The sequence below is a fragment of the Micromonospora sp. NPDC018662 genome (assembly GCF_044391475.1).
Taxonomy (GTDB): domain Bacteria; phylum Actinomycetota; class Actinomycetes; order Mycobacteriales; family Micromonosporaceae; genus Micromonospora.
This window is the reverse complement of the sequence record NZ_JBISAC010000002.1, coordinates 862,854-886,675: the sequence shown is the minus strand read 5'-3', so window position 1 is coordinate 886,675 and position 23,822 is coordinate 862,854. Positions and strand designations below refer to the sequence as shown.

Annotated in this window: 20 protein-coding genes; 13 read left to right on the top strand and 7 right to left on the bottom strand. The window is 74.7% G+C overall.

The genetic code is table 11. From position 1 onward, the window contains the following. Positions 1-140: 140 nt before the first annotated feature. Entirely contained in the window at positions 141-818 is a 678-nt protein-coding gene (locus ACH495_RS09595; RefSeq protein WP_007073398.1) for a Crp/Fnr family transcriptional regulator, read from the bottom strand. Between the two features lie 176 nt (positions 819-994). Here ACH495_RS09595 and ACH495_RS09590 point away from each other — a divergent pair, with 176 nt between their 5' ends. From ACH495_RS09590 to ACH495_RS09565, 6 genes are all read left to right on the top strand, one after another. After that, a complete protein-coding gene (locus ACH495_RS09590) occupies positions 995-1,672 on the top strand; it encodes an adenosylcobinamide amidohydrolase (RefSeq protein ID WP_396857348.1) in 678 nt (225 codons plus the stop codon). Positions 1,673-1,763: 91 nt separating this feature from the next. After that, positions 1,764-2,993, top strand: coding sequence for a CapA family protein (locus tag ACH495_RS09585; protein ID WP_396857242.1), 1,230 nt, complete (start codon positions 1,764-1,766; stop codon positions 2,991-2,993). 59 nt (positions 2,994-3,052) lie between these two features. After that, positions 3,053-3,832, top strand: a complete 780-nt coding sequence (gene nth / locus ACH495_RS09580) for an endonuclease III (protein ID WP_396857241.1) — start codon at positions 3,053-3,055, stop codon at positions 3,830-3,832. Beyond that, a complete protein-coding gene (locus ACH495_RS09575) occupies positions 3,829-4,434 on the top strand; it encodes a TlpA family protein disulfide reductase (RefSeq protein ID WP_396857240.1) in 606 nt (201 codons plus the stop codon). Before nth ends, ACH495_RS09575 begins: the two co-directional genes overlap by 4 nt. Beyond that, positions 4,431-5,123: an NUDIX hydrolase gene (locus ACH495_RS09570; protein WP_396857239.1), complete on the top strand. Its 693-nt coding sequence runs from the start codon at positions 4,431-4,433 to the stop codon at positions 5,121-5,123. The genes ACH495_RS09575 and ACH495_RS09570 overlap by 4 nt, the downstream gene beginning before the upstream one ends. A gap of 76 nt (positions 5,124-5,199) precedes the next feature. Beyond that, a complete protein-coding gene (locus ACH495_RS09565; RefSeq protein ID WP_396857238.1) occupies positions 5,200-6,378 on the top strand; it encodes a MarP family serine protease in 1,179 nt (392 codons plus the stop codon). A 48-nt stretch (positions 6,379-6,426) separates the two neighbouring features. On the opposite strand, the gene ACH495_RS09560 is transcribed toward ACH495_RS09565, so the two are convergent. The 4 genes from ACH495_RS09560 to eccCa all read right to left on the bottom strand — a co-directional run bounded on the left by ACH495_RS09560 (position 6,427) and on the right by eccCa (position 13,362). Next, entirely contained in the window at positions 6,427-7,152 is a 726-nt protein-coding gene (locus ACH495_RS09560; RefSeq protein ID WP_396857237.1) for a phosphatase PAP2 family protein, read from the bottom strand. A 30-nt stretch (positions 7,153-7,182) separates the two neighbouring features. Continuing rightward, the gene (locus ACH495_RS09555; protein ID WP_396857236.1) at positions 7,183-7,965 is read right to left on the bottom strand and encodes a phosphatase PAP2 family protein; all 783 of its coding nucleotides are present in this window, start codon (positions 7,963-7,965) and stop codon (positions 7,183-7,185) included. A 43-nt stretch (positions 7,966-8,008) separates the two neighbouring features. Then, positions 8,009-9,325: a type VII secretion-associated serine protease mycosin gene (mycP, locus tag ACH495_RS09550; RefSeq protein WP_396857235.1), complete on the bottom strand. Its 1,317-nt coding sequence runs from the start codon at positions 9,323-9,325 to the stop codon at positions 8,009-8,011. 89 nt (positions 9,326-9,414) lie between these two features. Then, entirely contained in the window at positions 9,415-13,362 is a 3,948-nt protein-coding gene (gene eccCa, locus ACH495_RS09545; protein ID WP_396857234.1) for a type VII secretion protein EccCa, read from the bottom strand. A gap of 101 nt (positions 13,363-13,463) precedes the next feature. Between eccCa and eccD the strand changes: the two genes are divergently transcribed. Then, the gene (gene eccD / locus ACH495_RS09540; RefSeq protein ID WP_396857233.1) at positions 13,464-14,846 is read left to right on the top strand and encodes a type VII secretion integral membrane protein EccD; all 1,383 of its coding nucleotides are present in this window, start codon (positions 13,464-13,466) and stop codon (positions 14,844-14,846) included. A gap of 53 nt (positions 14,847-14,899) precedes the next feature. Here the strand turns inward: eccD and ACH495_RS09535 are convergent, their stop codons facing one another. Continuing rightward, positions 14,900-15,406, bottom strand: a complete 507-nt coding sequence (locus ACH495_RS09535; RefSeq protein WP_091070192.1) for an inorganic diphosphatase — start codon at positions 15,404-15,406, stop codon at positions 14,900-14,902. A gap of 349 nt (positions 15,407-15,755) precedes the next feature. On the opposite strand from ACH495_RS09535, the gene dacB reads away from it, so the two are divergent. The 3 genes from dacB (at position 15,756) to tilS (ending at position 19,406) form a co-directional block, all read left to right on the top strand. After that, positions 15,756-17,261 carry a D-alanyl-D-alanine carboxypeptidase/D-alanyl-D-alanine-endopeptidase gene (gene dacB / locus ACH495_RS09530; RefSeq protein WP_396857347.1) on the top strand — a complete coding sequence of 502 codons (1,506 nt, stop codon included), beginning with the start codon at positions 15,756-15,758 and terminating at the stop codon, positions 17,259-17,261. A 65-nt stretch (positions 17,262-17,326) separates the two neighbouring features. Beyond that, the gene (locus ACH495_RS09525) at positions 17,327-18,394 is read left to right on the top strand and encodes a zinc-dependent metalloprotease (RefSeq protein WP_396857232.1); all 1,068 of its coding nucleotides are present in this window, start codon (positions 17,327-17,329) and stop codon (positions 18,392-18,394) included. A gap of 64 nt (positions 18,395-18,458) precedes the next feature. Beyond that, entirely contained in the window at positions 18,459-19,406 is a 948-nt protein-coding gene (gene tilS / locus ACH495_RS09520; RefSeq protein ID WP_396857346.1) for a tRNA lysidine(34) synthetase TilS, read from the top strand. Positions 19,407-19,472: 66 nt separating this feature from the next. Here the strand turns inward: tilS and ACH495_RS09515 are convergent, their stop codons facing one another. Beyond that, positions 19,473-20,459 carry a GlxA family transcriptional regulator gene (locus ACH495_RS09515; RefSeq protein ID WP_396857231.1) on the bottom strand — a complete coding sequence of 329 codons (987 nt, stop codon included), beginning with the start codon at positions 20,457-20,459 and terminating at the stop codon, positions 19,473-19,475. Positions 20,460-20,609: 150 nt separating this feature from the next. Here ACH495_RS09515 and ACH495_RS09510 point away from each other — a divergent pair, with 150 nt between their 5' ends. The 3 genes from ACH495_RS09510 to ftsH all read left to right on the top strand — a co-directional run bounded on the left by ACH495_RS09510 (position 20,610) and on the right by ftsH (position 23,810). Further along, complete coding sequence (locus ACH495_RS09510) at positions 20,610-20,747, top strand: hypothetical protein (RefSeq protein ID WP_396857230.1); 138 nt, start codon at positions 20,610-20,612, stop codon at positions 20,745-20,747. Between the two features lie 99 nt (positions 20,748-20,846). Beyond that, positions 20,847-21,422, top strand: coding sequence for a hypoxanthine phosphoribosyltransferase (gene hpt / locus ACH495_RS09505; protein ID WP_281934365.1), 576 nt, complete (start codon positions 20,847-20,849; stop codon positions 21,420-21,422). A 381-nt stretch (positions 21,423-21,803) separates the two neighbouring features. Beyond that, complete coding sequence (gene ftsH, locus ACH495_RS09500; RefSeq protein ID WP_343444632.1) at positions 21,804-23,810, top strand: ATP-dependent zinc metalloprotease FtsH; 2,007 nt, start codon at positions 21,804-21,806, stop codon at positions 23,808-23,810. Positions 23,811-23,822: the final 12 nt, after the last annotated feature.

Sequence of the window (23,822 nt, the reverse complement as noted above, 5' to 3'; positions counted from 1 at the left end):
CGTCCAGCGATTCTGCGTCCAGCAGACGTCCGGGCCGGCGGTGCGCGCCTCGGGGGTACCCGCCGGGACGGGACCGGCCCGGACCGCGCGGGGCGGTCCGGGCCGGAACGGATCGGGGGCCGGGAGCGCCGGCCGGTGGGTCAGACGCGTGCGCGGCGGGCCAGGCGCTCCGGGTCGAGGATGATGATGCTCTTGCCGTCCAGCCGCAGCCAGCCGCGCGAGGCGAAGTCGGCGAGCGCCTTGTTGACGGTCTCCCGGGAGGCGCCGACGAGCTGGGCGATCTCCTCCTGGGTGAGGTCGTGGGTGACCCGCAGCACGCCGCCGTCGCGGGTGCCGAACCGGCCGGCCATCTGGAGCAGGTTCTTGGCGACCCGGCCGGGCACGTCCGTGAAGATCAGGTCGGCGAGCGAGTCGTTCGTCCGGCGCAGCCTGCGGGCCAGCACCCGCAGGAGCTGCTCGGCGATCTCGGGCCGGTTGTTCAGCCACGGCCGCAGCGCCTGCTTGCGCAGCCGGACCAGCCGGGTGTCGGTGACCGCCGTGGCGGTCGCCGTCCGCGGGCCGGGGTCGAACAGCGACAACTCGCCGACCATGTCCGACGGGCCCATCACGGCGATCAGGTTCTGCCGGCCGTCCGCCGCGCGGCGACCCACCTTGATCTTGCCGGACAGGAGGATGTAGAGACTGTCGCCGGGCTCGCCCTCGTTGAAGACGACCTCGCCCTTGCGGACCTCGATCGTCTCCATCTCCTTGGCGAGCGCCTCGGCAGCCTCCGGGTCGACACCCTGGAAGATCCCGCTGCGGGCCAGTACCTCGTCCATCGCGCACCTCCGCCTGCGCGTGCCGTCCGTCGGCCCGGGTCCGCCGTCCGCTGATCCCTCGCGCGCCGCCAGTCTAGGCGCACATGAGCAGGAATCGGAGGTGCACCCCTGGATCCGGCCCCACGGCACCGGGCCGGGCACCACCGGTCCCCACCTGTGATCGTAGGGTGACCGGCGTGCTGTACGAGCCGATCCTCACCAGCCGGTCCGAAGCCGGGTGGGACATCCCGCTGCTCGTGTGGCGGGCCGGGGCGCCGCTGCTGGCGGTCGGGTCCGCCCCGCTGGGCGGCGGGCTCGGCGTCCGCCGGTGGGTGCTGAACGCGACGGTGCCGATGACGTACGACCGGGACGACCCGGCCGCCCACCTGGCCGAGCTGGCCCACGACCTGGACCTGGTCGGGCCCGGGGTCGGGCTGTTGACCGGGGTGGACGTGGCCGAGGTGGTGCGCCGGACCGACGCCGGGGTGCAGGTCTGGGCGACGGTCGGCCTGGGCACCCCGGTCTGGGCCGCCGCGCCCGGGCCCGCCGCGCCGGCCGTGCCCGCGCCCGCGCACCGGGTCGGCACGGTCAACATCGTGGCGTACGTGCCGGTGCGGCTCGGGGACGCCGCCCTGGTCAACGCCGTGGCCACGGCCACCGAGGCGAAGGCGCAGGCGATCTGGGAGCTGGGGCTCACGGCCACCGGCACCGCCACCGACGCGGTCACCGTGCTCTGCCCGGCCGACGGCGAGCCGGCCCCGTACGGCGGCCCGCGCTCGGCCTGGGGCGCCCCGCTGGCCCGGGCCGTGCACGCCGCCGTACGCGACGGCGGCGCCGGCACGGTCGTGCCCTGGTCCGACCGGCGGGCGGGCTGACGTGCGCAGACCGGTATTCCGACCATTCGGCCCTCGTCGCGGCGTTCCGGGGACGGTAGCGTCGCCGACGATGTACGCTTCCGCCCGCTCTGTGCCCCGTCCCCGCCGCGCCGCCGGCCACGCCCCGCGCCTCGCCGGCCCGCGCCTCGCCGGCCCCCGGTGGCGCCGTCCCGTCGCCGGCCCGCGCCTGGCCGCGTTGGCCGCGCTCTTCGCGGTCCTGCTCGTCGCCGGCTGCTCGGACTCCGGCGGCGGCGACGGCCCGCTCTGGCAGACCGGGCAGGGCGGTGGCTCGACCGGGTCCGCCGGGCCGGCGACCGGCGACCAGCCGGCCGCGTCCGGCACGCCGGCCGAACCGTCGATCTCGCTGACCGCGACCGGCGACGTGATCATGGGGAACGCGCCGAACCGGCTGCCCCCCAACGGCGGCAAGGGCTTCTTCGACGACGTGAAGTCGGCGCTCAAGGGCGACCTGGTGATGGGCAACCTGGAGGAGCCGCTCACCGACGACACCGGCGCCGGCAAGTGCGGCCCGAACCCGCAGAACTGCTATCAGTTCCGGGCGCCGCCCGGCTATGCCGCGCACCTGCGCTCGGCCGGGTTCCAGCTGCTCAACCAGGCCAACAACCACGGCAACGACTACGGCCAGCAGGGCTACGAGAACACCCAGTCGGCGCTGGAGGCGCACGGCCTCAAGCACACCGGCGCGCCCGGTGAGATCACCGTGGTGGACGTCAAGGGCGTCAAGGTGGCAGTGGTCGGCTTCTCGTCGTACCCCTGGTCCAACAGCCTGATCGACCTGGCCGCCGCCAAGCAGGTCATCGAGATGGCCAAGGGGATGGCCAAGCTCGTGGTGGTGCAGGTGCACATGGGCGCCGAGGGCGCGGACCGGACCCGGGTCAAGCCCGGCACCGAGATGTACGTCGGCGAGAACCGGGGCGACCCGATGCGCTTCGCCCGCACCGTGATCGACGCCGGCGCGGACCTGGTGATCGGGCACGGGCCGCACGTGCTGCGGGGCCTGGAGTTCTACCAGGGCAAGCTGATCGCCTACAGCCTCGGCAACTTCGCCGGCGGCGGGAAGTCGCTGCAGAGCGCCGGCCGGCTCGGCTGGGGCGGCGTGCTCAAGGTGTCGCTCACCGCCGAGGGCCGGTTCGTCGGCGGCACGTTCACCTCGACCGCGATGAACGGCGTCGGCCGGCCCTCCGTCGACCGGCAGGACCGCGGCCTCGGGCTGGTGCGCGAGGTGACCCGGGCGGACTTCCCGGACACCGGCGCGAAGATCGACGCGAGCGGCAAGATCACCGCCCCGGCGGGTGGCTGAGCGCACGCCGCCCGCGTCGACCCACCGGGGCGTCGGCCCCGCGACGTAGGCTGGCCGGCGTGACCACGCGCTCTCCCGAGACCGACCTCGGCCGTACGCGTCGGGCCCGCCGCATCGGACGGGTGCTGACCGAGACCCACCCCGACGCGCACTGCGAGCTCGACCACGGCAACGCGCTGGAGCTGGCGGTCGCCACGATCCTGTCCGCCCAGTGCACCGACAAGAAGGTCAACGAGGTCACGCCGAAGCTGTTCGCCCGCTACCGCAGCGCCGCCGACTACGCCGGGGCGGACCGCGCCGAGCTGGAGGAGCTGATCCGGCCCACCGGGTTCTACCGCAACAAGACCAGTTCGCTGATCAACCTGGGCCGCGCGCTCTGCGAGCGGTACGACGGCGAGGTGCCCGGCAAGCTGGCCGACCTGGTCACCCTGCCGGGGATCGGGCGCAAGACCGCGAACGTCATCCTCGGCAACGCGTTCGACGTCCCCGGCATCACCGTCGACACCCACTTCCAGCGGCTGGTGCAGCGGTGGCAGCTCACCACCGAGACCGACCCGGTGAAGATCGAACATGCGATCGGCGCGCTCTACCCGAAGCGCGACTGGACCATGCTGTCGCACCGGATCATCTTCCACGGCCGCCGGGTCTGCCACGCCCGCAAGCCGGCCTGCGGCGCGTGCACGCTGGCGAAGCTCTGCCCCGCGTACGGCACCGGGCCGACCGAGCCGGCCGCCGCGGCCAAGCTGCTCAAGGGCCCCCGCGCGCGGGACCTCGCGGCGGCCGTCGGCCTCGACCCCGACCTGGTGCCGCAGCAGGCGACCGTGGCGGACGTGCCGTGACCCGCCGGCTCGCGTACCTGCTCGTCCCGCTGCTGCTGGCGGCGGCGGGCTGCACCGCCACGGCCGAGCAGCCGGCCGGCCCGCCGCCCGCCACCCGGGCGGAACGCCCCTCGCCGTTCGCCGACTGCGCCCCGCTGACCGTGGCGCCGGCCTCGGCCGCGCCGTCGCCGGCCGGCAAGCCCGGTGACCCGCTGCCCGACCTGGCGCTCAACTGCTTCACCGGCGGCACGCCGGTCAAGCTGCGCGACGTGCGGGGCCCGGCCGTGATCAACGTGTGGGCGTCCTGGTGCCCGCCCTGCCGCAAGGAGCTGCCCGCGTTCCAGCGGCTCAGCGACCGCGCCGACGGCCGGTTCCAGGTGATCGGCGTGAACAGCCGGGACAGCCGGGGCGGCGCGCAGTCCTTCGGCGAGGACTTCGGCGTCGGGTTCCCGATGCTGGTCGACCAGGGCGACGCGTTCGAGCGCGCGCTCGAACGCAGCGCGTTCCCGCTCACCGTCCTGGTCGGCTCCGACGGTCGGATCCGGCACATCGACGGCACCGGCGCGCTCGACGACGCCCGCCTCGCCGCGCTCGTCCGCACGCATCTCGGGGTGTCGGTGTGACCCGGCCACCGCCCGGATGGTTCGACTCGCTGCTGGGCCGGCTCGGCGGCGCCCAGGCCGAGGACTTCACCCGGCTCACCACGCCGGAGACCGGCGGCCGGGAGAGCGCCGTGCTGGTGCTGCTCGGCGAGGAGCCCGGCGCCGGGCCGGACGTGCTGGTCCTCCAACGCGCCGCGACGCTGCGCAACCACGCCGGGCAGCCGGCCTTTCCGGGTGGCGCGGCCGACCCGGAGGACGCCGACGCCCGGGCCACCGCGCTGCGGGAGGCGAACGAGGAGGTCGGTCTCGACCCGAGCAGCGTCACCGTGCTGGCCGAACTGCCCCGGCTGTGGATCCCGGTCAGCGACTTCGTGGTGACCCCGGTGCTCGCCTGGTGGCACGACCCGCACCCGGTCCACCCCCGCGAGCCGGCCGAGGTCGCGCACGTCGCCCGGCTGCCGGTCGCCGAGCTGGTCGACCCGGACAACCGCATGCGGGTACGCCATCCCAGCGGCTGGATCGGCCCGGCGTTCTCGGTGCGCGGCATGCTGGTCTGGGGCTTCACCGCCGGCGTGATCGACCGGCTGTTGGAGATGGGCGGCTGGGCCCGGCCCTGGCCGCGCTCGCGGGTGTGGGAACTGCCTCCGGTCGGCACCGCGCCCGCCCCCTCGGCCGGCACCGACGCGGCCGACGAGAGTCCGGTGCGCTGATCACCCGCACGCATCCTCAGGTCACGTTCAGCGAGCGCTGAGCCGGCCACCGGCCCGGTGCCCGTACCCTTGGGGCGTGTCCGCCGTGGATCTCGTCCTGCTCCTGCTCATGCTCGTGTTCGCGATCAGCGGATACCGCCAGGGCTTCGTCATCGGAGCGCTGTCGTTCTCCGGGTTCTTCCTGGGCGCGTTGCTCGGCCTCCAGATCGGCCCGCTGATCGCCCGGCAGTTCGCGTCCAGCGGCACCCGGGTGTTGATCTCCCTGGTGGCGATCTTCGGGCTCGCCGTGCTGGGGCAGGCGCTCGCCGGCTGGCTCGGTTCCAACCTGCGCGCGGCCATCACCGGGCCGGCCGGTAGGAAGATCGACGACGTCGGCGGCGCGTTCATCTCGGTCATCGCGGTCATGCTGGTGGCCTGGCTCGTCGCGGTGCCGCTCGGCTCCTCCTCGGTGCCCTGGCTGGCCGCCTCGGTCAAGAACAGCGCGCTGCTCACCGTGGTCGACCGGGTCCTGCCGGACCAGGCGCAGGAACTGTCCACGGCGCTGCGCGACACGGTCGACACGAACGGCTTCCCGGACGTGTTCAACGGGCTGGACCGCACCACCGCCCGGCAGGTGTCCCCGCCCGACCCGGCGCTGGCCAACTCCCAGGTGGTGCAGAACAGCAAGCGGGCCGTGGTGAAGGTGCTCGGCTCCGCACCGAGCTGCTCCCGCCGGATCGAGGGCTCCGGTTTCGTCTACGCCGACGACCGCGTGATGACCAACGCGCACGTGGTGGCCGGCACCCGGTCGGTGGCGGTGGAACTTCGTGGCGAGCGCTACGACGGCGAGGTGGTCGTCTACGACCCGGAACGGGACCTGGCCGTGCTGTACGTGCCCGGGCTGCCCGGCCCGTCGCTGCGCTTCGCCGCCGGGGCGGCCGCCAGCGGGGCCGACGCGATCGTGCTCGGCTTCCCCCTCGACGGCCCGTACGACGCCCGGCCGGCCCGGGTGCGGGACGTCGACCGGATCACCGGGCCGGACATCTACTCGGCCGGGGACGTGACGCGGGAGATCTACACGATCCGGGCGCTGGTGCGCAGCGGCAACTCCGGCGGCCCGCTGGTCTCCTCGAACGGGCTGGTGCTGGGCGTGATCTTCGCGGCGGCGGCGGACGACCCGAACACCGGCTTCGCGGTGACCGCCGCCGAGGCGCGTTCGGTGGCGCTGACCGGCGCGGAGCGTACCCGGGGAGTCGCCACCGGCGACTGCACCTGAATCGACCGACGCCAGGCCGGCCGGCGCGGTGGTCAGCCGGCGCGGCGGTCAGCCGCCCGCCGAGGCCCCGGCCGGCGTCACGTCGTCGCCCGGCCGGCTCAGCGACAGGTTCGCGCGGCCCCAGGTGAGCGTGCGGTCGAGCACCGCCCGCGCCATGATCGCCACGCAGGTGCCGCCGTTGATGAACGAGGCCACCACGTCGCTGGGGTGGTGCATGCCCCGGTACATCCGGGTGAGCGCCACGCCGACCGGCACCAGCACCAGCAGCGTCCACCAGGTGACCTTGGCGGGGGTGCTGCGTGCCCGCAGCGCCAGCAGCACCGCGAGGCCGACGTAGAGCGCGGTCGCCGCCGAGGTGTGCCCGGAGGGGAAGCTGGACGTCGGCGGGGAGGAGTCCAGGTGCTCCACGGTCGGCCGGTTCCGGTCGATGACCATGGTGGTGAACAGGAAGATCAGCGCCTGCGCGGTCACCGCCGCGCACAGGAAGATCGGCTCCCGCCAGCGGTGCAGCACCAACCGCAGCACCAGCGCGGCCAGCACCGTCACCACGACGATCATCTGGGTGCTGGCCAGCGTGCTGAAGACCAGCGACACGTCGTTCCAGCCGGACGTCCGGTCGCCGGCGAACTCGCGGTTCACCGCGTCCTCCACGGTGAACGGCCAGGTGTGCGTGAGCACCCGGGTGACCAGCAGGCCCAGCCCCACCATGACGGCGAAGAGCAGGGCCACCGGCAGCAGGACGCGCCGGGCGATCTGAACCGCGACATCGGACATGAGCCGCCCTTTACCCCGCTGGGCGTCCGGTTACGCCCGTCGATCCTCGGTCACCTCCGGCTCGACCCCCTCACGCAGCGGACGGGCCGGTCGCCGGCCGGTCCCGGTGCGCCAGGTGGCGAACCCGGCCGCGGTGGCGGCGACCGTGGCCACGCCCAGCACCCAGCCGCCGATCACGTCGCTGGTCCAGTGCACGCCCAACGCGATCCGACTCAACCCGGTCACCACCGTGAGCAGCGTCGCCGCCGTCCAGAGCGCGACCCGGCCGGCCCGACTGTCCCGGGCGAACGGCAGGAAGACCAGCAGCAGCACCCCGGCGGCCAGCGCCGCGTTCAGCGCGTGACCGGACGGGAAGGAGTAGCCGGCGGCCCGGGCCACCGGTTCGAGCAGGTCCGGCCGGTCCCGCCCGACCAGCAGCTTGAGCAGCGCGCCGAGCAGGCCGCCGACCAGCATCGTGGTGACCACCCAGACCGCCAGTCGCGGCGCCCCACGGCGCAGCAACCAGACCACCGTCACCGCGGCGGCCACCCGCAGCGGGCCCGGCCCGAACGCGTGCGTCCACACCGTCATCACCCGGACCCACAGCGGGTGGTGCACGGCATACCCGTGGAACGCCTCGGTCACCGAGGCGTCCAGCCGGAGCAGCGGCGGCCAGGCCCCCAGCACCAGCAGCGCGAGCAGCGCGAACGGCACCAGCACCAGCACCGCCGCGGCGGCGGCCAGGGTGAGCCGCAGACCCAGCGAGTGGTCGGGGTCGAGGCGGCGACGCCGCCACGACCGGTCACGCGTGGACATCGGGCCGGTGCTGTTCATGCGCCGTTCACTACCCAGGGCAGGGCGTCGTCAGACCCGCCGGTCAGCGGCGGGCCTGCCGGAACCGGCGCACCATCAGCGCGGTGCCGGTGACCAGGGCGACGAGCAGCGCCAGCCCGGTCCAGAGCCGTCCCGGCGTGGACGTGTCGGCCTGGCCCGCCGCGCGGGCCGACCACCCGGCCGCCGGCGGGCGACCGAACGGGTCACCGCCCTTTCCCGCCGCCGCGGCCCGGGTGTCCGGCCCCTCGCCCGGGGCGGGACCGAAACCCACCACGCCGGGGGAGGCGTTGTCGTCGAGTGGGTTGCGCCCCACCAGCGGCACGTCGGCGGTGAGCGCGGCCACCGGATCGACCATGCCGTAGCCGAACCGGTCGTCCCGGCCGGTCGGGCCGAGATCCCGGGCGGTGCTGATCAGCCGGTTGACCACGTCCCCGGCCGACATGCGCGGGTAGCGGGCCCGGACCAGGGCGGCCGTCGCGGCGACCAGCGGCGCGGCGAAGCTCGTCCCCTGCACCCGCCAGTAGCCGCCCCGGGAGCGGGCGCCGTAGAGCGCGGTGGCCGGGGCGCTGAGCGTGGTCTCGTGGCCGGTGATCGAACCGGACCAGAGGTTCTCGCTGTCGCGGTCCAGGCCGGTGACCGCCAGCACGCCCGGCTCACGGGCCGGGTACCAGACCTTGGTGGTGGTCGAGGTGGCCAGGTTGCCGGTGCAGGCGACCACCACCACGTCCCGGGCGAACGCGTAGTCGAGCGCCGCCGCCAGCGCCGGGCTGTCGCCGCTGCCACCGAGTGACAGGTTCACCACCCGGGCGCCGTTGTCGACCGCCCAGCGCACCGCCTTCGCGATGATCAACGCGTCATCGTACCGGTTCTCCGCGTCCAGCACCCGGACCGGCAGGATCCGGGCGTCCGGCGCCAGCCCCACCACGCCGCGGTCGTCGTCGGCCCGCCCGGCGATCAGCCCGGCCACCGTGGTGCCGTGCCCCACCGGGTCCGGCTCGTCCGTGCCGCCCGGCTCGACCAGGTCGAGGCCCGGCAGCACCTGACCGGCCAGGTCGGGATGGGAACCGTCCACCCCCGAGTCGATCACCGCGACCACCACGCCGCGCCCGGTCGACGTCCGCCAGGCGGTCTTCGCCCGCAGCTCCGTCAACTGCCACTGCTCGTCGCGGACCTGGTCGGCGCGGAACAGCCGGTCCGGCACGGACCAGGACGGGGCCGCGACGGCGGCCGCCGGCGCGGCGTGCGCCGGTGGGACCAGCGGGCCGGCCGTGACGGCCAACGCCGCCGCGCCGGCCAGCAACGCCCGCCCGGCGAGACGCCGGGACGGCACGCCGGGACGTCCCTGCCGATCCCTGGTCACATTCCCCAGCCATTCCGTCGCGTCAGACACATGCTGCTCGGAGATTACCGGTAGTCCCGGCCGTCACGGGGCAACTCCGCACACCCGCCTCACCCGGGCGGCAGATGCGCCAACTGCACCAGACGTACGCCCTCACGGCGGGTGACCAGGCGGGCCCGGCCCGGCGGCAGCGGCCCGGCCTTCACCTGGCCGACCAGCGGCCCCTCCTCCGGGCCACCGGACATCACCAACCCGGCCGTGGACAGCTCCCGCAGCCGCTGGATGATCGGCTCGTACGAGGTCCGGCCGGCGCCGCCGGAGCGCCGCGCCAGCACCAGGTGCAGCCCGACGTCCCGGGCGTGCGGAAGGTGCTCCTCCAGCGCGCGCAGCGGGTTCGTCGGCCCGCCGGCCACCAGGTCATAGTCGTCCACCAGCACGAACAGCTCCGGCCCGGTCCACCACGACCGGGTGCGCAACTCGGCCGGGGTCACCTCCGGGCCGGGCTGCCGCCCCTGGAGGTAACCGGCCGCCGACTCGATCAGCTCGGTGGTGTGCGGCGCGGCCGTGCCGTACCCGATCAGGTGCGCCGTCTCGATGGTGCCCATCAGGCTGCGCCGGTAGTCGACCAGGATCACCCGGGCCTGCTCCGGGGTGAACCGGCGGACGATCGAGGTGGCCAGCGCGCGCAGGAACGAGGACTTGCCGCACTCGGCGTCGCCGAAGACCACGAAGTTCGGCTCGGTGGCGAAATCCAGCACCACCGGGGCCAGGTCCGCCTCGGCCACCCCGACCGGGAACGCCAGCCCGGTCGTCGCGGTCTGGTCCAGCTCGGCGTACGGCAGCACCGGCGGGAGCAGCCGCACCCGGGGCGCCACCGGACCGGACCACCCACCGGCGACGGCCTTCACCAGGTCGGCGGTGCCATCGCCCAGCGCGGCCAGCCGGGGCTCGGCGGTGAGGAAGTGCAGCCCGCCCGCGGTGATCCCGCGCCCCGGCCGCTCCTCCGGCACGGTCGCCGCCAGCGCGCGCTTGACCACCACCGAGTCGGCCGGGTCGCCGAGGCGCAGCTCCAGCCGGGAGCCGAACAGGTCACGGATCGCCGGCCGGAAGTCCGACCAGCGCAGCGCGCTCGCCACCACGTGCACCCCGTACGCCAGCCCCCGGGTGGCCAGCTCGGTGACCAGCGGTTCCAGGTCCTCGTACTCGCCGCGCAGCGTGTTCCAGCCGTCGACGACCAGGAACACGTCCCCGAACGGGTCGACGCCCGCCGCCGGGGTCACGGCCCGCCGCCGGCGCCAGGCCGCCATCGACTCCACGCCGGACCCGGTGAAGCGCCGCTCCCGCTCGGCGAGCAGGCCGGCGACCTCCCCGACGGTACGGCGGACCGCGGTGCCGTCGGTCCGCCCGCTCACGCCGCCGACGTGCGGCAGGTCCCGCAGCGCGCCGAGCGTGCCGCCGCCGAAGTCGAGGCAGTAGACCTGCACCTCGGCCGGGGTGTGGGTGAGCGCCAGCGCGCAGACCAGCGTGCGCAGCAGGGCGGACCGGCCGCTGCGGGTGGTGCCGACCACCGCGACGTGCCCGGCCGCGCCGTCCAACGCCAGCCAGAACAGGTCCCGCCGCTGCTCGAACGGCTTGTCCACCACCGCCACCGGCACCTGCAACGCGCCGTGCAGCTCGGGATTGGCCACGGTGAGCCCGCGGGCCGGGTCGACGCCGACCGGGCCGAGCAGCTCGTCGAGCGTGGGGGAGGCGTCCAGCGGCGGCAGCCACACCTGGTGCGCCGGCGGACCCTGCCCGGCCAGCCGGTCGACCAGCAGGTCGAGCAGCGTCTCACCGCTCTCCTCCTCGGCCGGGAGCGCGGCCGGTGTCGGCGGCTCGGGCACCGGCGTGAGGTGGGTGGAGAACGCCAGCACCCGCGCGTCGCCGGCGCCGGGCGGGCCCGCCGGACCGTGGCGGCGGCGGACCGCGCCGGAGACGTACGCGGCCTTGAAGCGGACCAGCGGGTCGGTGCCGGAACGCAGGTAGCCGTGCCCCGGGCTGCGGGGCAGCTCGTGCGCGTCCGGGACACCCAGCACCGTCCGGGACTCCAGCGCGGAGAACGTGCGCAACCCGATCCGGTACGACAGGTGGGTGTCCAACCCCCGCAGCCGCCCCTCCTCCAGCCGCTGGCTGGCCAGCAGCAGGTGCACGCCGAGCGACCGGCCCAGCCGGCCGATCTGCACGAACAGGTCGATGAAGTCGGGCTTGGCGGAGAGCAGCTCGGAGAACTCGTCGCAGATCAGCAGCAGCGACGGCAGCGGGGCGAACGGGTTGCCGGCCGCGCGGGCCCGCTCGTAGTCGCGCACGCTCGCGAAGTTGCCCGCCCGGCGCAGCAGCTCCTGGCGGCGCATCAGCTCCCCGTTGATCGCGTCGACCATGCGGTCGACCAGGGGCAGCGCGTCGGCCAGGTTGGTGATCACGGCGGCGGTGTGCGGCAGCCGCGCGAACGGCGCGAACGTGGCGCCGCCCTTGAAGTCGACGAGTACGAAGTTGAGCTGCTCCGAACTGTGCGTCGCGGCCAGGCCGAGCACCAGCGTGCGGAGCAGCTCCGACTTGCCCGAGCCGGTGGCGCCGATCAGCAGCCCGTGCGGGCCCATCCCGTCCAGCGCCGACTCCTTCAGGTCGAGGTCGATCGCCCCGCCGTCGGCGCCCACCCCGATCGGCACCCGCAGCCGGTCCCGGGCGGCGCGGGGCGCCCAGCCCTGTTCCGCGGTGAAACCGTCCGGGTCGCCGAGGCCGAGCAGCTCCGGCAGGCCCGGCTCGGCGCCGGGCGGCGCGTCCGGCCCGCGTACCGTGCCGGCCAGCCGCAGCGGCGCGAGCCGCCGGGCCACCGCCTCGGCGTCGGCCGCCGCCAGCGCGTCGGCGGCGCCCACCTCGGCGTGCCCCTCCGCGGAGTGCGAGTGCAGCCGGCCGTCGACCAGGTCGAGCAGCAGGGCGTACCGGTCGAGCAGCCGGGGTGGCGGCGTGTCCAGGTCGAGCACGGTGACCGCGTCGATGCCGCCGTCGCCGGCCAGGTCGGCGGCCCCGGTCAGGTCGCCGCCGTCGAGCACCACCACCACGTGCGGCCCGTCGGTGGCCGGGCCGTGTGGGCTGAACCGGGAGCGGCTGCCGAGCACGTCGTCGAGGAGCCGTTCCAGGTCGGCGGCGGCGCTGGTGACCAGCCGGACCGGGCCGAGTGCGTCGGCGCGCGCCGGGTGGTGGGCGTGCGGCAGCCACTTCACCCACTCCCACCGGTCCCGGCGCTCCGGGCCGGCGCAGACCGCGATCAGCAGTTCGTCCGGGGCGTGGAAGACGGCGAGCTGGGTGAGCACCGCCCGGGCCAGCGCCTGGGCGGCCGGTGAGCCGGTGCCGCGTACCTCGCCGGCCGGGCCGCGCACGAAGACCCGGGCGAAGCTGCGCAGCGACAGCGCCACCGGCAGGTCCGGCACCACCGAGTACGCGTCCAGGAAGCGCCGTAACGCCCCGGCGGTCATCGGCTCCAGTTCCTCCAGCGGCCGGGTGACCGGCGGGACCAGCGGGGTGGCCAGCGTCTGCGGCCCGACGCCGACCCGGACCACGGCGAAGTCCGGGTCGCCCGGCCGGCGTTCCCAGACCCGGTGACTGTCGACGGTGGACCAGAGCCGACCCGGCTCCGGGTGGCGGTAGGCGAGCCCGGCGCGTTGGGCGCCGGCCGTCTCCCGGACCCGGCGACGCAGCGTGGCCAGGTGGCGCAGGTACTCCCGCCGGGCGGCCATCAGCTCGGACTTCTTCGGGCCGGCGCTGCCCCAGGTGGTCACCAGCATGGCCAGCGAGGAGAGCCCGAACATGCCGCCCACCACGTACGAGTAGGCGCCGCCGCCCCGGCCGAACATCATCGCCATGGCCACCGTCCCGCCGAGCATCGGCAGCACCATCAGCGCCTGCTGCCAGCGCCCGCCGGCCGCCACCGGGATCTCCGGCGGCGCCTCGACGGGCAGCTCGCCGACCGGGATCTCCGGGGCCGGTCGGCGCGGCGGCCGCTTGATGACGACAGTGGACACGCAGCCTCCCATGGCTCTCGGTAACCCGAGCCTGGCTCATAGTAGGTAAAGTCCACTCGTCCGTCAGCCCACCGTTCCGGCTCGATGATGGAGATACGTCGATGACAAGCGGGCTCGCCCGGGTCACGATCAGCGCGCCCCGGCGACGGGTCGACGTGGCCCTGCCGGAGCAGGTCCCCCTGGCCGAGCTGCTGCCCGAGGTGCTCCGGCACGCCGGGGAGGGGCTCGCCGACGACGGCGAACGGCACGGCGGCTGGGTGCTGCGGCGCACCGACGGCGCGGTGCTGGCCACCGCCCAGGCGCTGCTGCCGCAGGGCGTCCGCGACGGTGAGGTGCTGCATCTCGTACCGGCCCGCGCCGAATGGCCCGAGCTGGAGTACGACGACGTGGTCGAGGCGATCGTCGACGGGGCCCGCCGCCGCGGTGCCGCCTGGTCGGCCGGGGCGACCCGGGCCGCCGCGCTGGCCGGTGCCGCCGTGCCGCTGGCGGTCGGACTGGTCGCGGTGCTGTCCGCCGGCCCCGGCGGGCGCGGCTGGGCGGTCGCCGCCGCGGCCGCCCTGATCCTCGTGCTCGCCGCCACCGCGGCCTCCCGGGCCTACGGCGACGGCCCGGTCGGCGCGACCCTCGGCGGATACGCGCTGCCCTGGGCGGCGGCGGCGGGCGCGCTCGCGGTCGGCTCGGGCGACCCGGTCGGCCCACTTCCCGGCCTGCGCTGGGTCGGTGCCCCCGAGCTGCTCGTCGGCTCGGTGGCGGTGCTGCTGGTGGCGGTGCTCGGCCTGCTCGGCGTGGCGCACCGGTCCCGGGTGCCGGTGGCCGGCGTGACGGTCGGCGTGGCCGGCGCGGCGGCCGCGCTCGGTGCGTTGCTGCTCGACCCGGCCGGCACTGCGGCCGTGCTGCTCGCCGTCGGAGTCTTCGCGCTCGGCGGGCTGCCGCTGCTGGCCATCCGGGTCGGCAAGCTACCGCTGCCGCCGCTCACGCTGCCCGCCCCCGCCGGCACCCGCGACCTGCCCGACCGGGGTCGGGTGCACGCGGCCGTGGCCCGCGCCGAGGAGGCGCTGACCGGGATGCTGCTCGGGCACGCGGTGCTGGCGGTGGGTGCCGCCACGGTGCTCGTCGCCACCGGCGGGACCGCCGGGCGACTGCTGGTCGCCGTCGCCGCCGGAGTGCTGCTGCTGCGCTCCCGGCTCTTCGTGGCGGTGCGGCACCGGGTGCCGGCCGTCGCCGCCGGCCTGGCCGGGTTCGCGCTGCTCGGCGTGGTGCTCGCGGAACGGGCCGGGCCGGGCGGCCGGCTCGCGCTGGCCGTCGGCGGGCTGACCCTGGCCCTGGTGGCGGTCACCGCCGGCGCCACGTACGCCCGCCGGCCGGTGTCGCCGTACCTCGGTCGGCTGGCCGACCTGACCGACACCGCGCTGGTGGTGGCCGTGGTGCCGGTGGCCTGCGCGGTGCTCGACCTCTACGACCGGGCCCGCGGCCTGCTCGCCTGAACGACGCGGGGCCCGGGTCGCCGATGCGACCCGGGCCCGGAGAAGTCTCGCCGTCAGTGCAGCGTCTCGCCGCGCTCCGCGGCCTCCTTGGCCCGGCGGTACGAGTTGACGATCTCGGCCTCCGCCTCGACCCGACCCACCCAGGTCGCGCCCTCGACCGACTTGCCCGGCTCCAGGTCCTTGTAGACCTCGAAGAAGTGCTGGATCTCCAGCCGGTCGAACTCGCCCAGGTGGTGGATGTCGCGCAGGTGCTCCTGGCGCGGGTCCTCGTAGGGCACGCAGAGGACCTTGTCGTCGCCACCCTTCTCGTCGGTCATCCGGAACATGCCGATGGTGCGGCAGCGGATCAGGCAGCCCGGGAAGGTGGGTTCCGGCACCAGCACGAGCGCGTCCAGCGGGTCGCCGTCCTCGCCCAGCGTGCCCTCGATGAAGCCGTAGTCGGCGGGGTACTGCGTGGAGGTGAAGAGGGTGCGGTCCAGCCGGATCCGGCCGGTCGCGTGGTCCACCTCGTACTTGTTGCGGTGACCCTTGGGGATCTCAACCGTGACGTCGAAATCCATCTCCCACGCTCCCTCGTTTGCCCACGCTGGCTAACGGAACCACCGGCTCGCCGCCCGCACGGGAGGAACGCCCCCCGCCGGCTCCGGCCGCCGCATAGTGTTCGGACCGAAGTAGTGTCACCCAAGGTGATTCCGAGCGGGGGAGGAGGGGGCCGTGGGGAGGGAAGATTCACACTACCGCCCCGAGGGGGTTGACGGGCGGCGGTCCGTCGGATCCGATTCCGGCCCGGCCGGCGCCACCGGACGGGTGTCCGTCCCGGGTGCCAACCTCACCCACCGCGCGCCACCGGCCACCGGCTCGGCCCGCCCGGCCGACCGGGCGGCCGGCAACTGGCCCGGGCCGGCGCCGGTGAGCCCGCCGGTCCCGCCGGCCGGCACCGCGCCGCCCCCGCTCCCCCCGCCCCCGGTCCCGTCGCGCCGCCGCACCCGGCTGGTCGCGGCGCTGGCCGGCGTGCTGGTGCTGGCCCTGGCCGTGGCCGGGCTGGCGGTGCTCCGCCCCGGCCCGGTGGCCGGCTGGCTGGGCAGCGAGGGCACCGCGTCCGGCGCGACCGCCGCGCCGCCCGAGCCCGACCCGCCGGTGGTGCTCGCCGGTCCGGACGGCAACGCCCCGCTGCCCACCGCTGCCGGGCTCCGCGCCGCGCTGGATCCGCTGGTACGCGCCGCCGCACTCGGTGACCGGGTGAACGTCTCGGTGGCGGACGTGACCACCGGCCAGGCGCTCTACGGCCGGGGAGCGGACGCGCCGACCGTGCCCGCCTCGGTGACCAAGCTCGCCACCGGCGTCGCGGTGCTCGCCGCGCGCGGCCCCGCGTACCGGATCCCCACCCGTGCGGTGGCCGGCGCGAACCCGGGCGAGGTGGTCCTGGTCGGCGGCGGTGACCCCACGCTCGCGGTGGACCGGAAGAACGCCTTCTACCCGGGCGCGGCCCGGCTGGACGACCTGGCCGCCCAGGTGCGCACCGCGCTCGGTGGCACCGCCCCGACCAAGGTGATCGTGGATTCGACGCTGTTCAGCGGCCCGGTCTTCGAGCCCGGCTGGGACGCCGACATCCCCACCGGCGGGTTCGGCGCGGCGATCACCGCGCTGATGACCGACGGCGCCCGGAAGGACCCGGTCCAGGCCCGGCGCACCGCGGAGGAGACCAACCACGCCGCCGAGCGGGTGCCCCAGCCGGAGCTGACCGCCGGCCGGCAGTTCGCGAAGCTGCTCGGGCTCACCGGGAACGCCGCACAGGTGACGCGGGGCACCGCACCGGCCGCCGGTGGGTCCGGCACCGCGCCCGGCGCCGAGCTGGGCACTGTCGAGTCCCTGCCGGTGATCCGGCTGGTCGACCTCATGATCAGCGACAGCGACAACGTGATCGCCGAGGCGATGGCCCGCCAGGTGGCGCTGGCCAAGGGCAAGCCCGGGTCCTTCGTCGGTGGCGCGGCGGCCACCGACGAGGTGCTCGGCGAACTCGGCCTGCCGGCCGGCGAGATCAGCCTGGCCGACGGCAGCGGGCTGTCCCGCACCAACCGGATCAGCCCTTCGCTGCTCACCGACCTGATCACGCTCGCCGGCAACGGGAGCCACCCCGAGTTGGCCGCGATCTTCGGCGGCCTGCCGGTGGGCGGCTGGTCCGGCACCCTGGACGAGCGTTACCAGGTGGCCGCGACGCGGGCCGGCGCCGGCGTGGTGCGCGCCAAGACCGGCACGCTGACCGGGGTGAACGCCATCGCCGGCACGGTCACGACGGTCGAGGGTCGGCTGCTCACGTTCGCCGTGCTCACCGACCGGACGCAGGGCTCGCTCGACGAGACCCGGCAGGCGCTCGACCGGATCACCTCCGCGCTGGCCGGCTGCGGCTGCCGCTGACCGACCGGCGTCGATCCGCCGGCGCGAGCCCGGTGGGGGTGTGCCGGCGCGGGTACGGTGGGTTCATGGCGCAGTTCGTGGACTGGGATCTGGCCGCCGCTACCGCGGGGGCGCTGAGCAAGTCGGGCCCCCGGGTGTCGTACGCCGAGGCCACCGACGTGGTCGGCGACCTGCGGCGGCTGACCGAGGAAGCCGCCGGTCACGTCGCCGACTACACCGGCCTGCGGGCCCAGGTGGCGCATCCGCCGGTCCGCGTGGTCGACCGCCGGGACTGGGCGGCGGCCAACATCGCCGGGCTGCGCGAGGTCGTCACCCCGCTGGTGGAGCGGCTCTCCGGGGACAAGCGGCCGGGCGCGCTCACCGAGGCGATCGGCTCCCGGGTGACCGGCGTGCAGGCCGGCACCGTGCTGGCCTACCTGTCCGGCCGGGTGCTCGGCCAGTACGAGGTCTTCGCCGGCGACCCCGGCCAGTTGCTGCTGGTGGCGCCGAACATCGTCGAGGTGGAGCGGAAGCTCGGCGCCGACCCGCGTGACTTCCGGCTGTGGGTGTGCCTGCACGAGGTCACCCACCGCACCCAGTTCACCGCCGTGCCGTGGATGCGCGCCTACTTCCTCGGCGAGGTGCAGGCGTTCGTGGACGCCTCGCAGGGCGGCGAGCACCTGCTGGAGCGCCTGCGCCGCGGCGTCGCCACGCTCTCCGACGCGGTCAAGGACCCGGAGAGCCGGGCCAGCGTGCTCGACATCGTGCAGACCCCGGCGCAGCGCGCCGTGCTGGACCGGCTGACCGCGCTGATGACGCTGCTGGAGGGGCATGCCGAGTTCGTGATGGACGGCGTCGGTCCGCAGGTCATCCCCAGCGTCGGGTCGATCCGGGCGTCGTTCAACCGCCGTCGCGAGTCCGGCAACCCGCTGGAGAAGGCGATCCGCCGGCTGCTCGGCGTCGAGGTCAAGATGCGCCAGTACGCCGAGGGCCGGAAGTTCGTGCACGGCGTGGTCGACCGGGTCGGCATGACCGGCTTCAACAAGATCTTCTCCTCCCCGCTCACGCTGCCCCGGCTCGACGAGCTGGGCGACCCGGACGCCTGGGTGTCCCGGGTGCACGGGCCGGCCGGTGCCACCCCGACCGCCGGCTGAACCGGCCGCGCCGCAGGGACCGGCCGCGCCGACGGCGCCTGCGCCTGCGCCGTCCGTGGCCGCCGTGCGGCTCGCCGTACGCCGGTTGCTGACCGACCTGCCCGGGCCCGGACCGGTGCTGGTGGCCTGCTCCGGCGGGGCCGACTCGCTGGCGCTCGCCGCGGCCACCGCGTTCGTGGCGCCCCGCCTCGGCCGCCGCGCCGGCCTGGTGACCGTCGACCACGGTCTGCAAGCCGGCTCGGCGGAGCGGGCCGACGCGGTCGCCGGCTGGGCCCGCACGGCCGGGTTCGACCCGGTCGAGGTGATTCCGGTACGGGTGGCCGGGCGCGACGGCGGCCCCGAGGCGGCCGCCCGGGAGGCCCGCTACGAGGCGCTGGTCGCCGCTGCCCGACGGCACGACGCGGCCGGGGTGCTGCTCGGGCACACCCGGGACGACCAGGCGGAGACCGTGCTGCTCGCGCTGGCCCGGGGCGCCGGGCCACGCGGGCTGTCCGGGATGCCGGAGCGGCGGGAGCGGGACGGGGTGCCGCTGCTGCGTCCGCTGCTCGACGTGACCCGGTCCGACACCCGGGCGGCCTGTGCCGCGCTCGGCCTGGCGGCGTGGGCCGACCCGCACAACACCGATCCCGCGTACGCCCGGGCCCGGGTCCGGGCCGAGGCGTTGCCGGCGCTCGTCGACGCGCTCGGGCCGGGTGTGGTGGCGAACCTGGCCCGGACCGCGCGCCTGCTCGCGGCGGACACCGCCGCGCTCGACGCGCTGGCCGGTGACGCGCTCGCCGACGTGCGGGCCGCCGGTGGCGGGCTCTCGGTCGACGGGTTGGCCGGGCTGCCGGCGGCGGTCCGCACCCGGGTGCTGCACGCCTGGGCGCGGGAGCTGGGCGCCGCGCCGGCCGCGCTGTCCCACCGGCACGTGGCGGCGCTGGACGCGCTGGTCACCGCGTGGCGCGGGCAGGGCCCCGCGTACCTGCCAGGCGGCCGCCCGGTACGCCGACACGACGGTCGCCTGGTGTAAGGAGGGGGCCCCGCTTAACGCCTTCGGCATAGGCGGGGGCCCCGCTTGACAACGAGGGCGGCCCGGTCAGGCGTCGGCGCGTTCGCGGAAGGTGGTCCGGTAGGCGTGCGGCGTGGTGCCGACCCGGCGGGTGAAGTGGTGCCGCAGCGCCGCCGCGTCGCCGAAGCCGGCCTGGTCGGCGACGCTCTCCACGCTCAGCCGGGTGTCCTCCAGCAGCCGCCGGGCCAGCAGCACCCGTTGGTTGGTCAGCCAGTCGTGCGGCGTGGTGCCGGTCTCGGCGCGGAACCGGCGGGCGAAGGTGCGCGGCGCCATCCCGGCGCGGGCGGCCAGCTCGTCCACTGTCACGCCGCGGTCGAGGTGGCCCATCAGCCATTCCAGCACCGGTTCGAGGGTGGGCGCCTCCGGCGCCTTCGGGATCGGCGCCTCGACGTACTGCGCCTGGCCGCCGTCGCGGTGCGGTGGGACCACCATCCGCCGGGCCAGCCGGGTGGCGGTCGCCGAGCCGTGCTCCTGGCGTACCAGGTGCAGGCAGGCGTCGATCCCGGCGGCGGTGCCGGCGCTGGTGAGCAGCCGGCCGTCCTGGACGTAGAGCGAGTTGCACCGGACCCGGGCCCGGGGATTGCGGCGCTGCAACTCGTCGACGTAGAGCCAGTGGGTGGTGCACTCCCGGTCGTCCAGCAGGCCGGCCGCGCCGAGCACGAACGCGCCCGAGCAGACACTCAACACGTACGCCCCGCGGGCGGCGGCCCGCCGCAGCGCGGCCGGCACGGCGGGCGGGATCGCCCGCAGGTCGTCCTCGCCGGGCACGGTGACGCCGCTGAAGTGCGCGGGCACCGCGACGAGGTCGGCGTCGTCGAGCGGCGCCAGGTCGGCGTGCGGCTGGAGGTCGAACCCGGACGAGGTACGCACCGCCCCGCCGTCCGGCGAGCAGACCTGGAACCGGTAGGCGGGGAAGCCGTCGTCGGTGCGGTCGGTGCCGAACACCTCGGCGAACACGCCCAGCTCGAACGTGGCGACCCGGTCCATCGCGAGCACGGCAACCGAGCGCAGCATGTGACGAGGGTAACCCGGCAGGTGGCAGGAAATCGATGCTCACGGGCATTCCTGCCACTGTCCGGGTCGGACGGCGGGTCGCAGACTTGGTGGTGTCCGGTGCGCACCGGCGGCGAAAAGCGAACCAACCATGCGAAAGCGAGCGCCGCCATGATCGTCCTGCTGCTCCTGCTCTTCCTGCTCCTGCTGGCCGGTGCCAGCGCCCTCGGGCTCACCGCCGACACCCGCGACTCGGCCGACTGGAAGCCGACCGACGACGGGCGGCGCTGGCGCTCCCGCACCTGCTGAGGTGATTTGCCCCGATCGCGCCGAAGATCCCCGGCGGGACCGCGCCAAAAGGGGCGGCCCCGCCGACGGCGGCCATCCGGCGTACGGCAGGCTAGGAGCATGGCTGACGGCTCCTGGTACGACGCCGACATCGACCACGTGATCATCTCCGAGGCGCAGATCCGCGAGAAGACCGCGGAACTCGCCAAGCAGGTCTCGGCGGACTACGCACACGTCGAGGACGGTCTCCTGCTCGTCTGCGTGCTCAAGGGCGCGGTCATGTTCATGGCCGACTTCGCCCGCGCGTTGGGCCGCCAGGGCCCGCCCGCCGAGCTGGAGTTCATGGCCGTCTCGTCGTACGGCCAGGGCACCACCTCGTCCGGGGTGGTCCGCATCCTCAAGGACCTGGACCGCGACATCGCCGGCCGGCACGTGGTGGTGGTCGAGGACATCGTCGACTCCGGGCTGACCCTGTCCTGGCTGCTGCGCTACCTCGAGTCGCGCTCCGCGGCCAGCGTCGAGGTGGTCGCCCTGTTCCGCAAGCCGGACGCGGTCAAGGTGCAGGTGCCGGTGAAGTACGTCGGCTTCGACATCCCGACCGAGTTCGTGGTCGGCTACGGGCTGGACTTCGGCGAGCGGTACCGCGAGGTGCCGTACGTCGGGGTGCTCAAGCCCGAGGTCTACGCGCGGGCCTGAGCACCACCGTCGAGCCGCTCGTCAGCTGACATTCAGCGGGCTCTCAGTCTTTCGGTCTACGGTAGGGGTCGGTGACGTGGAGGCACCCTCCACGCCCGACCGTTCGAGCCGCGTGACCGTGCGGCATGCATCGGTCGGGTGCGGAGCTCCCCGCCACGCCGGCTCAAACCCTGGTTCGCCGTACGCGTAAGTGCCGGGCTCGCAAGCTCACTCCTCGCGCACACGGTGTACGGTCGAATGACCGTGGTGCGGCAGTTCGCGTGCCCCGGGGGTCGGGCCGGCCCGCACGGCGGCCCCGGCCGCCGCCCGAGGCGGCGACACCATTCAGACGGTCAGGACGTCGATCAGGAGGATGCGGGCGCCTCGGTGCCCGACGACAGCATGGAACGTACGCGTTTCTTCCGCCGACCGGTGGTCTGGATCATCCTGGTCATCCTCGGCGCCGTTGTGCTCAGTCAACTGTTCACCGCTGGTCCCAGCTACCACCGCGTGGACACGTCCGTCGCGCTCGACCAGCTCAACAAGGGCGGTATCGAGAAGGTCGTCTTCCAGGACAAGGAGCAGACGCTCCAGCTCGACCTGAAGGACAAGGCCAAGTTCGACGACACCACCACCGACAAGATCGAGGCGCAGTTCCCGTACGAGGTCGGCGGCCAGGTCTGGAACCAGGTCCGCGAGGCCGAGGCGGCGGACCGGATCACCGGCCCGGTCGACACCAAGGTGTCGTCGGACAGCATCTGGGTCAGCCTGCTGGTCAACCTCCTTCCCATCGCGCTGCTCGTGCTCCTGCTGCTGTTCTTCATGTCGCAGATGCAGGGTGGCGGCTCGCGGGTGCTCAACTTCGGCAAGTCCAAGGCGAAGATGATCACCAAGGACACGCCGAAGACCACCTTCGCGGACGTGGCCGGGGCGGAAGAGGCCGTCGAGGAACTGCACGAGATCAAGGACTTCCTGCAGAACCCGGCGAAATATCAGGCCCTGGGCGCCAAGATCCCGAAGGGCGTGCTGCTCTTCGGCCCGCCCGGCACCGGTAAGACGCTGCTGGCCCGCGCCGTCGCCGGTGAGGCCGGGGTGCCCTTCTACTCCATCTCCGGCTCCGACTTCGTCGAGATGTTCGTCGGTGTCGGCGCCAGCCGGGTCCGTGACCTGTTCGAGCAGGCCAAGTCGAACGCGCCGGCGATCGTCTTCGTCGACGAGATCGACGCGGTCGGCCGCCACCGTGGGGCCGGCATGGGCGGCGGCCACGACGAGCGGGAGCAGACGCTCAACCAGCTCCTGGTCGAGATGGACGGCTTCGACACCAAGGGCGGCGTCATCCTGATCGCCGCCACCAACCGGCCGGACATCCTCGACCCGGCGCTGCTGCGCCCGGGCCGGTTCGACCGGCAGATCCCGGTCGACGCCCCCGACATGGAGGGCCGCAAGGCCATCCTGCGGGTGCACGCCAAGGGCAAGCCGTTCACGCCCGACGTCGACCTCGACGCGGTCGCCCGGCGTACCCCGGGCTTCTCCGGCGCCGACCTGGCCAACGTGATCAACGAGTCCGCGCTGCTCACCGCACGCAAGGAGCAGCGGGCGATCTCCAACGACTCGCTCGAGGAGTCGATCGACCGGGTGATCGCCGGCCCGCAGCGGCGCACCCGGGTGATGAGCGACCAGGAGAAGAAGATCACGGCCTACCACGAGGGTGGGCACGCGCTGGTCGCCTGGGCGCTGCCGCACGCCGCGCCGGTGCACAAGGTGACCATCCTGTCCCGGGGCCGCTCGCTGGGTCACACGCTGGTCCTCCCGACCGAGGACAAGTACACCCAGACCCGGGCCGAGATGATCGACACCCTGGCGTACGCGCTGGGCGGCCGGGCGGCCGAGGAACTCGTGTTCCACGAGCCGACCACCGGCGCCGGCAACGACATCGAGAAGGCCACCCAACTGGCCCGCGCGATGATCACCCAGTACGGCATGAGCTCCAAGCTCGGTGCGATCAAGTACGGCACCAGCGGCGACGAACCGTTCCTCGGCCGCAACATGGGCCACGAGCGGGACTACTCCGACTCGGTGGCCGCCGAGATCGACGGCGAGATGCGCGCGCTGATCGAGCTGGCCCACGACGAGGCCTGGGAGATCCTGGTGGAATACCGGGACGTCCTGGACAACATGGTCCTGGAGCTGATGGAGAAGGAGACGCTCTCCACCGCCGACATGGCCCGGATCTGCGCCCGGGTGGTCAAGCGTCCGCCGATGGCGCCCTACCACGGCTTCGGCAAGCGCCTGCCCTCCACCGAGCCGCCGGTCCTCACCCCGGCCGAGAAGGACGCGCTCAAGGCGCAGGCCACCGCCGACGGCATCTCGGTCGGCGGCGCCAGCAACAACTCGGACGGTACGCACTGAGCACCGACCCGA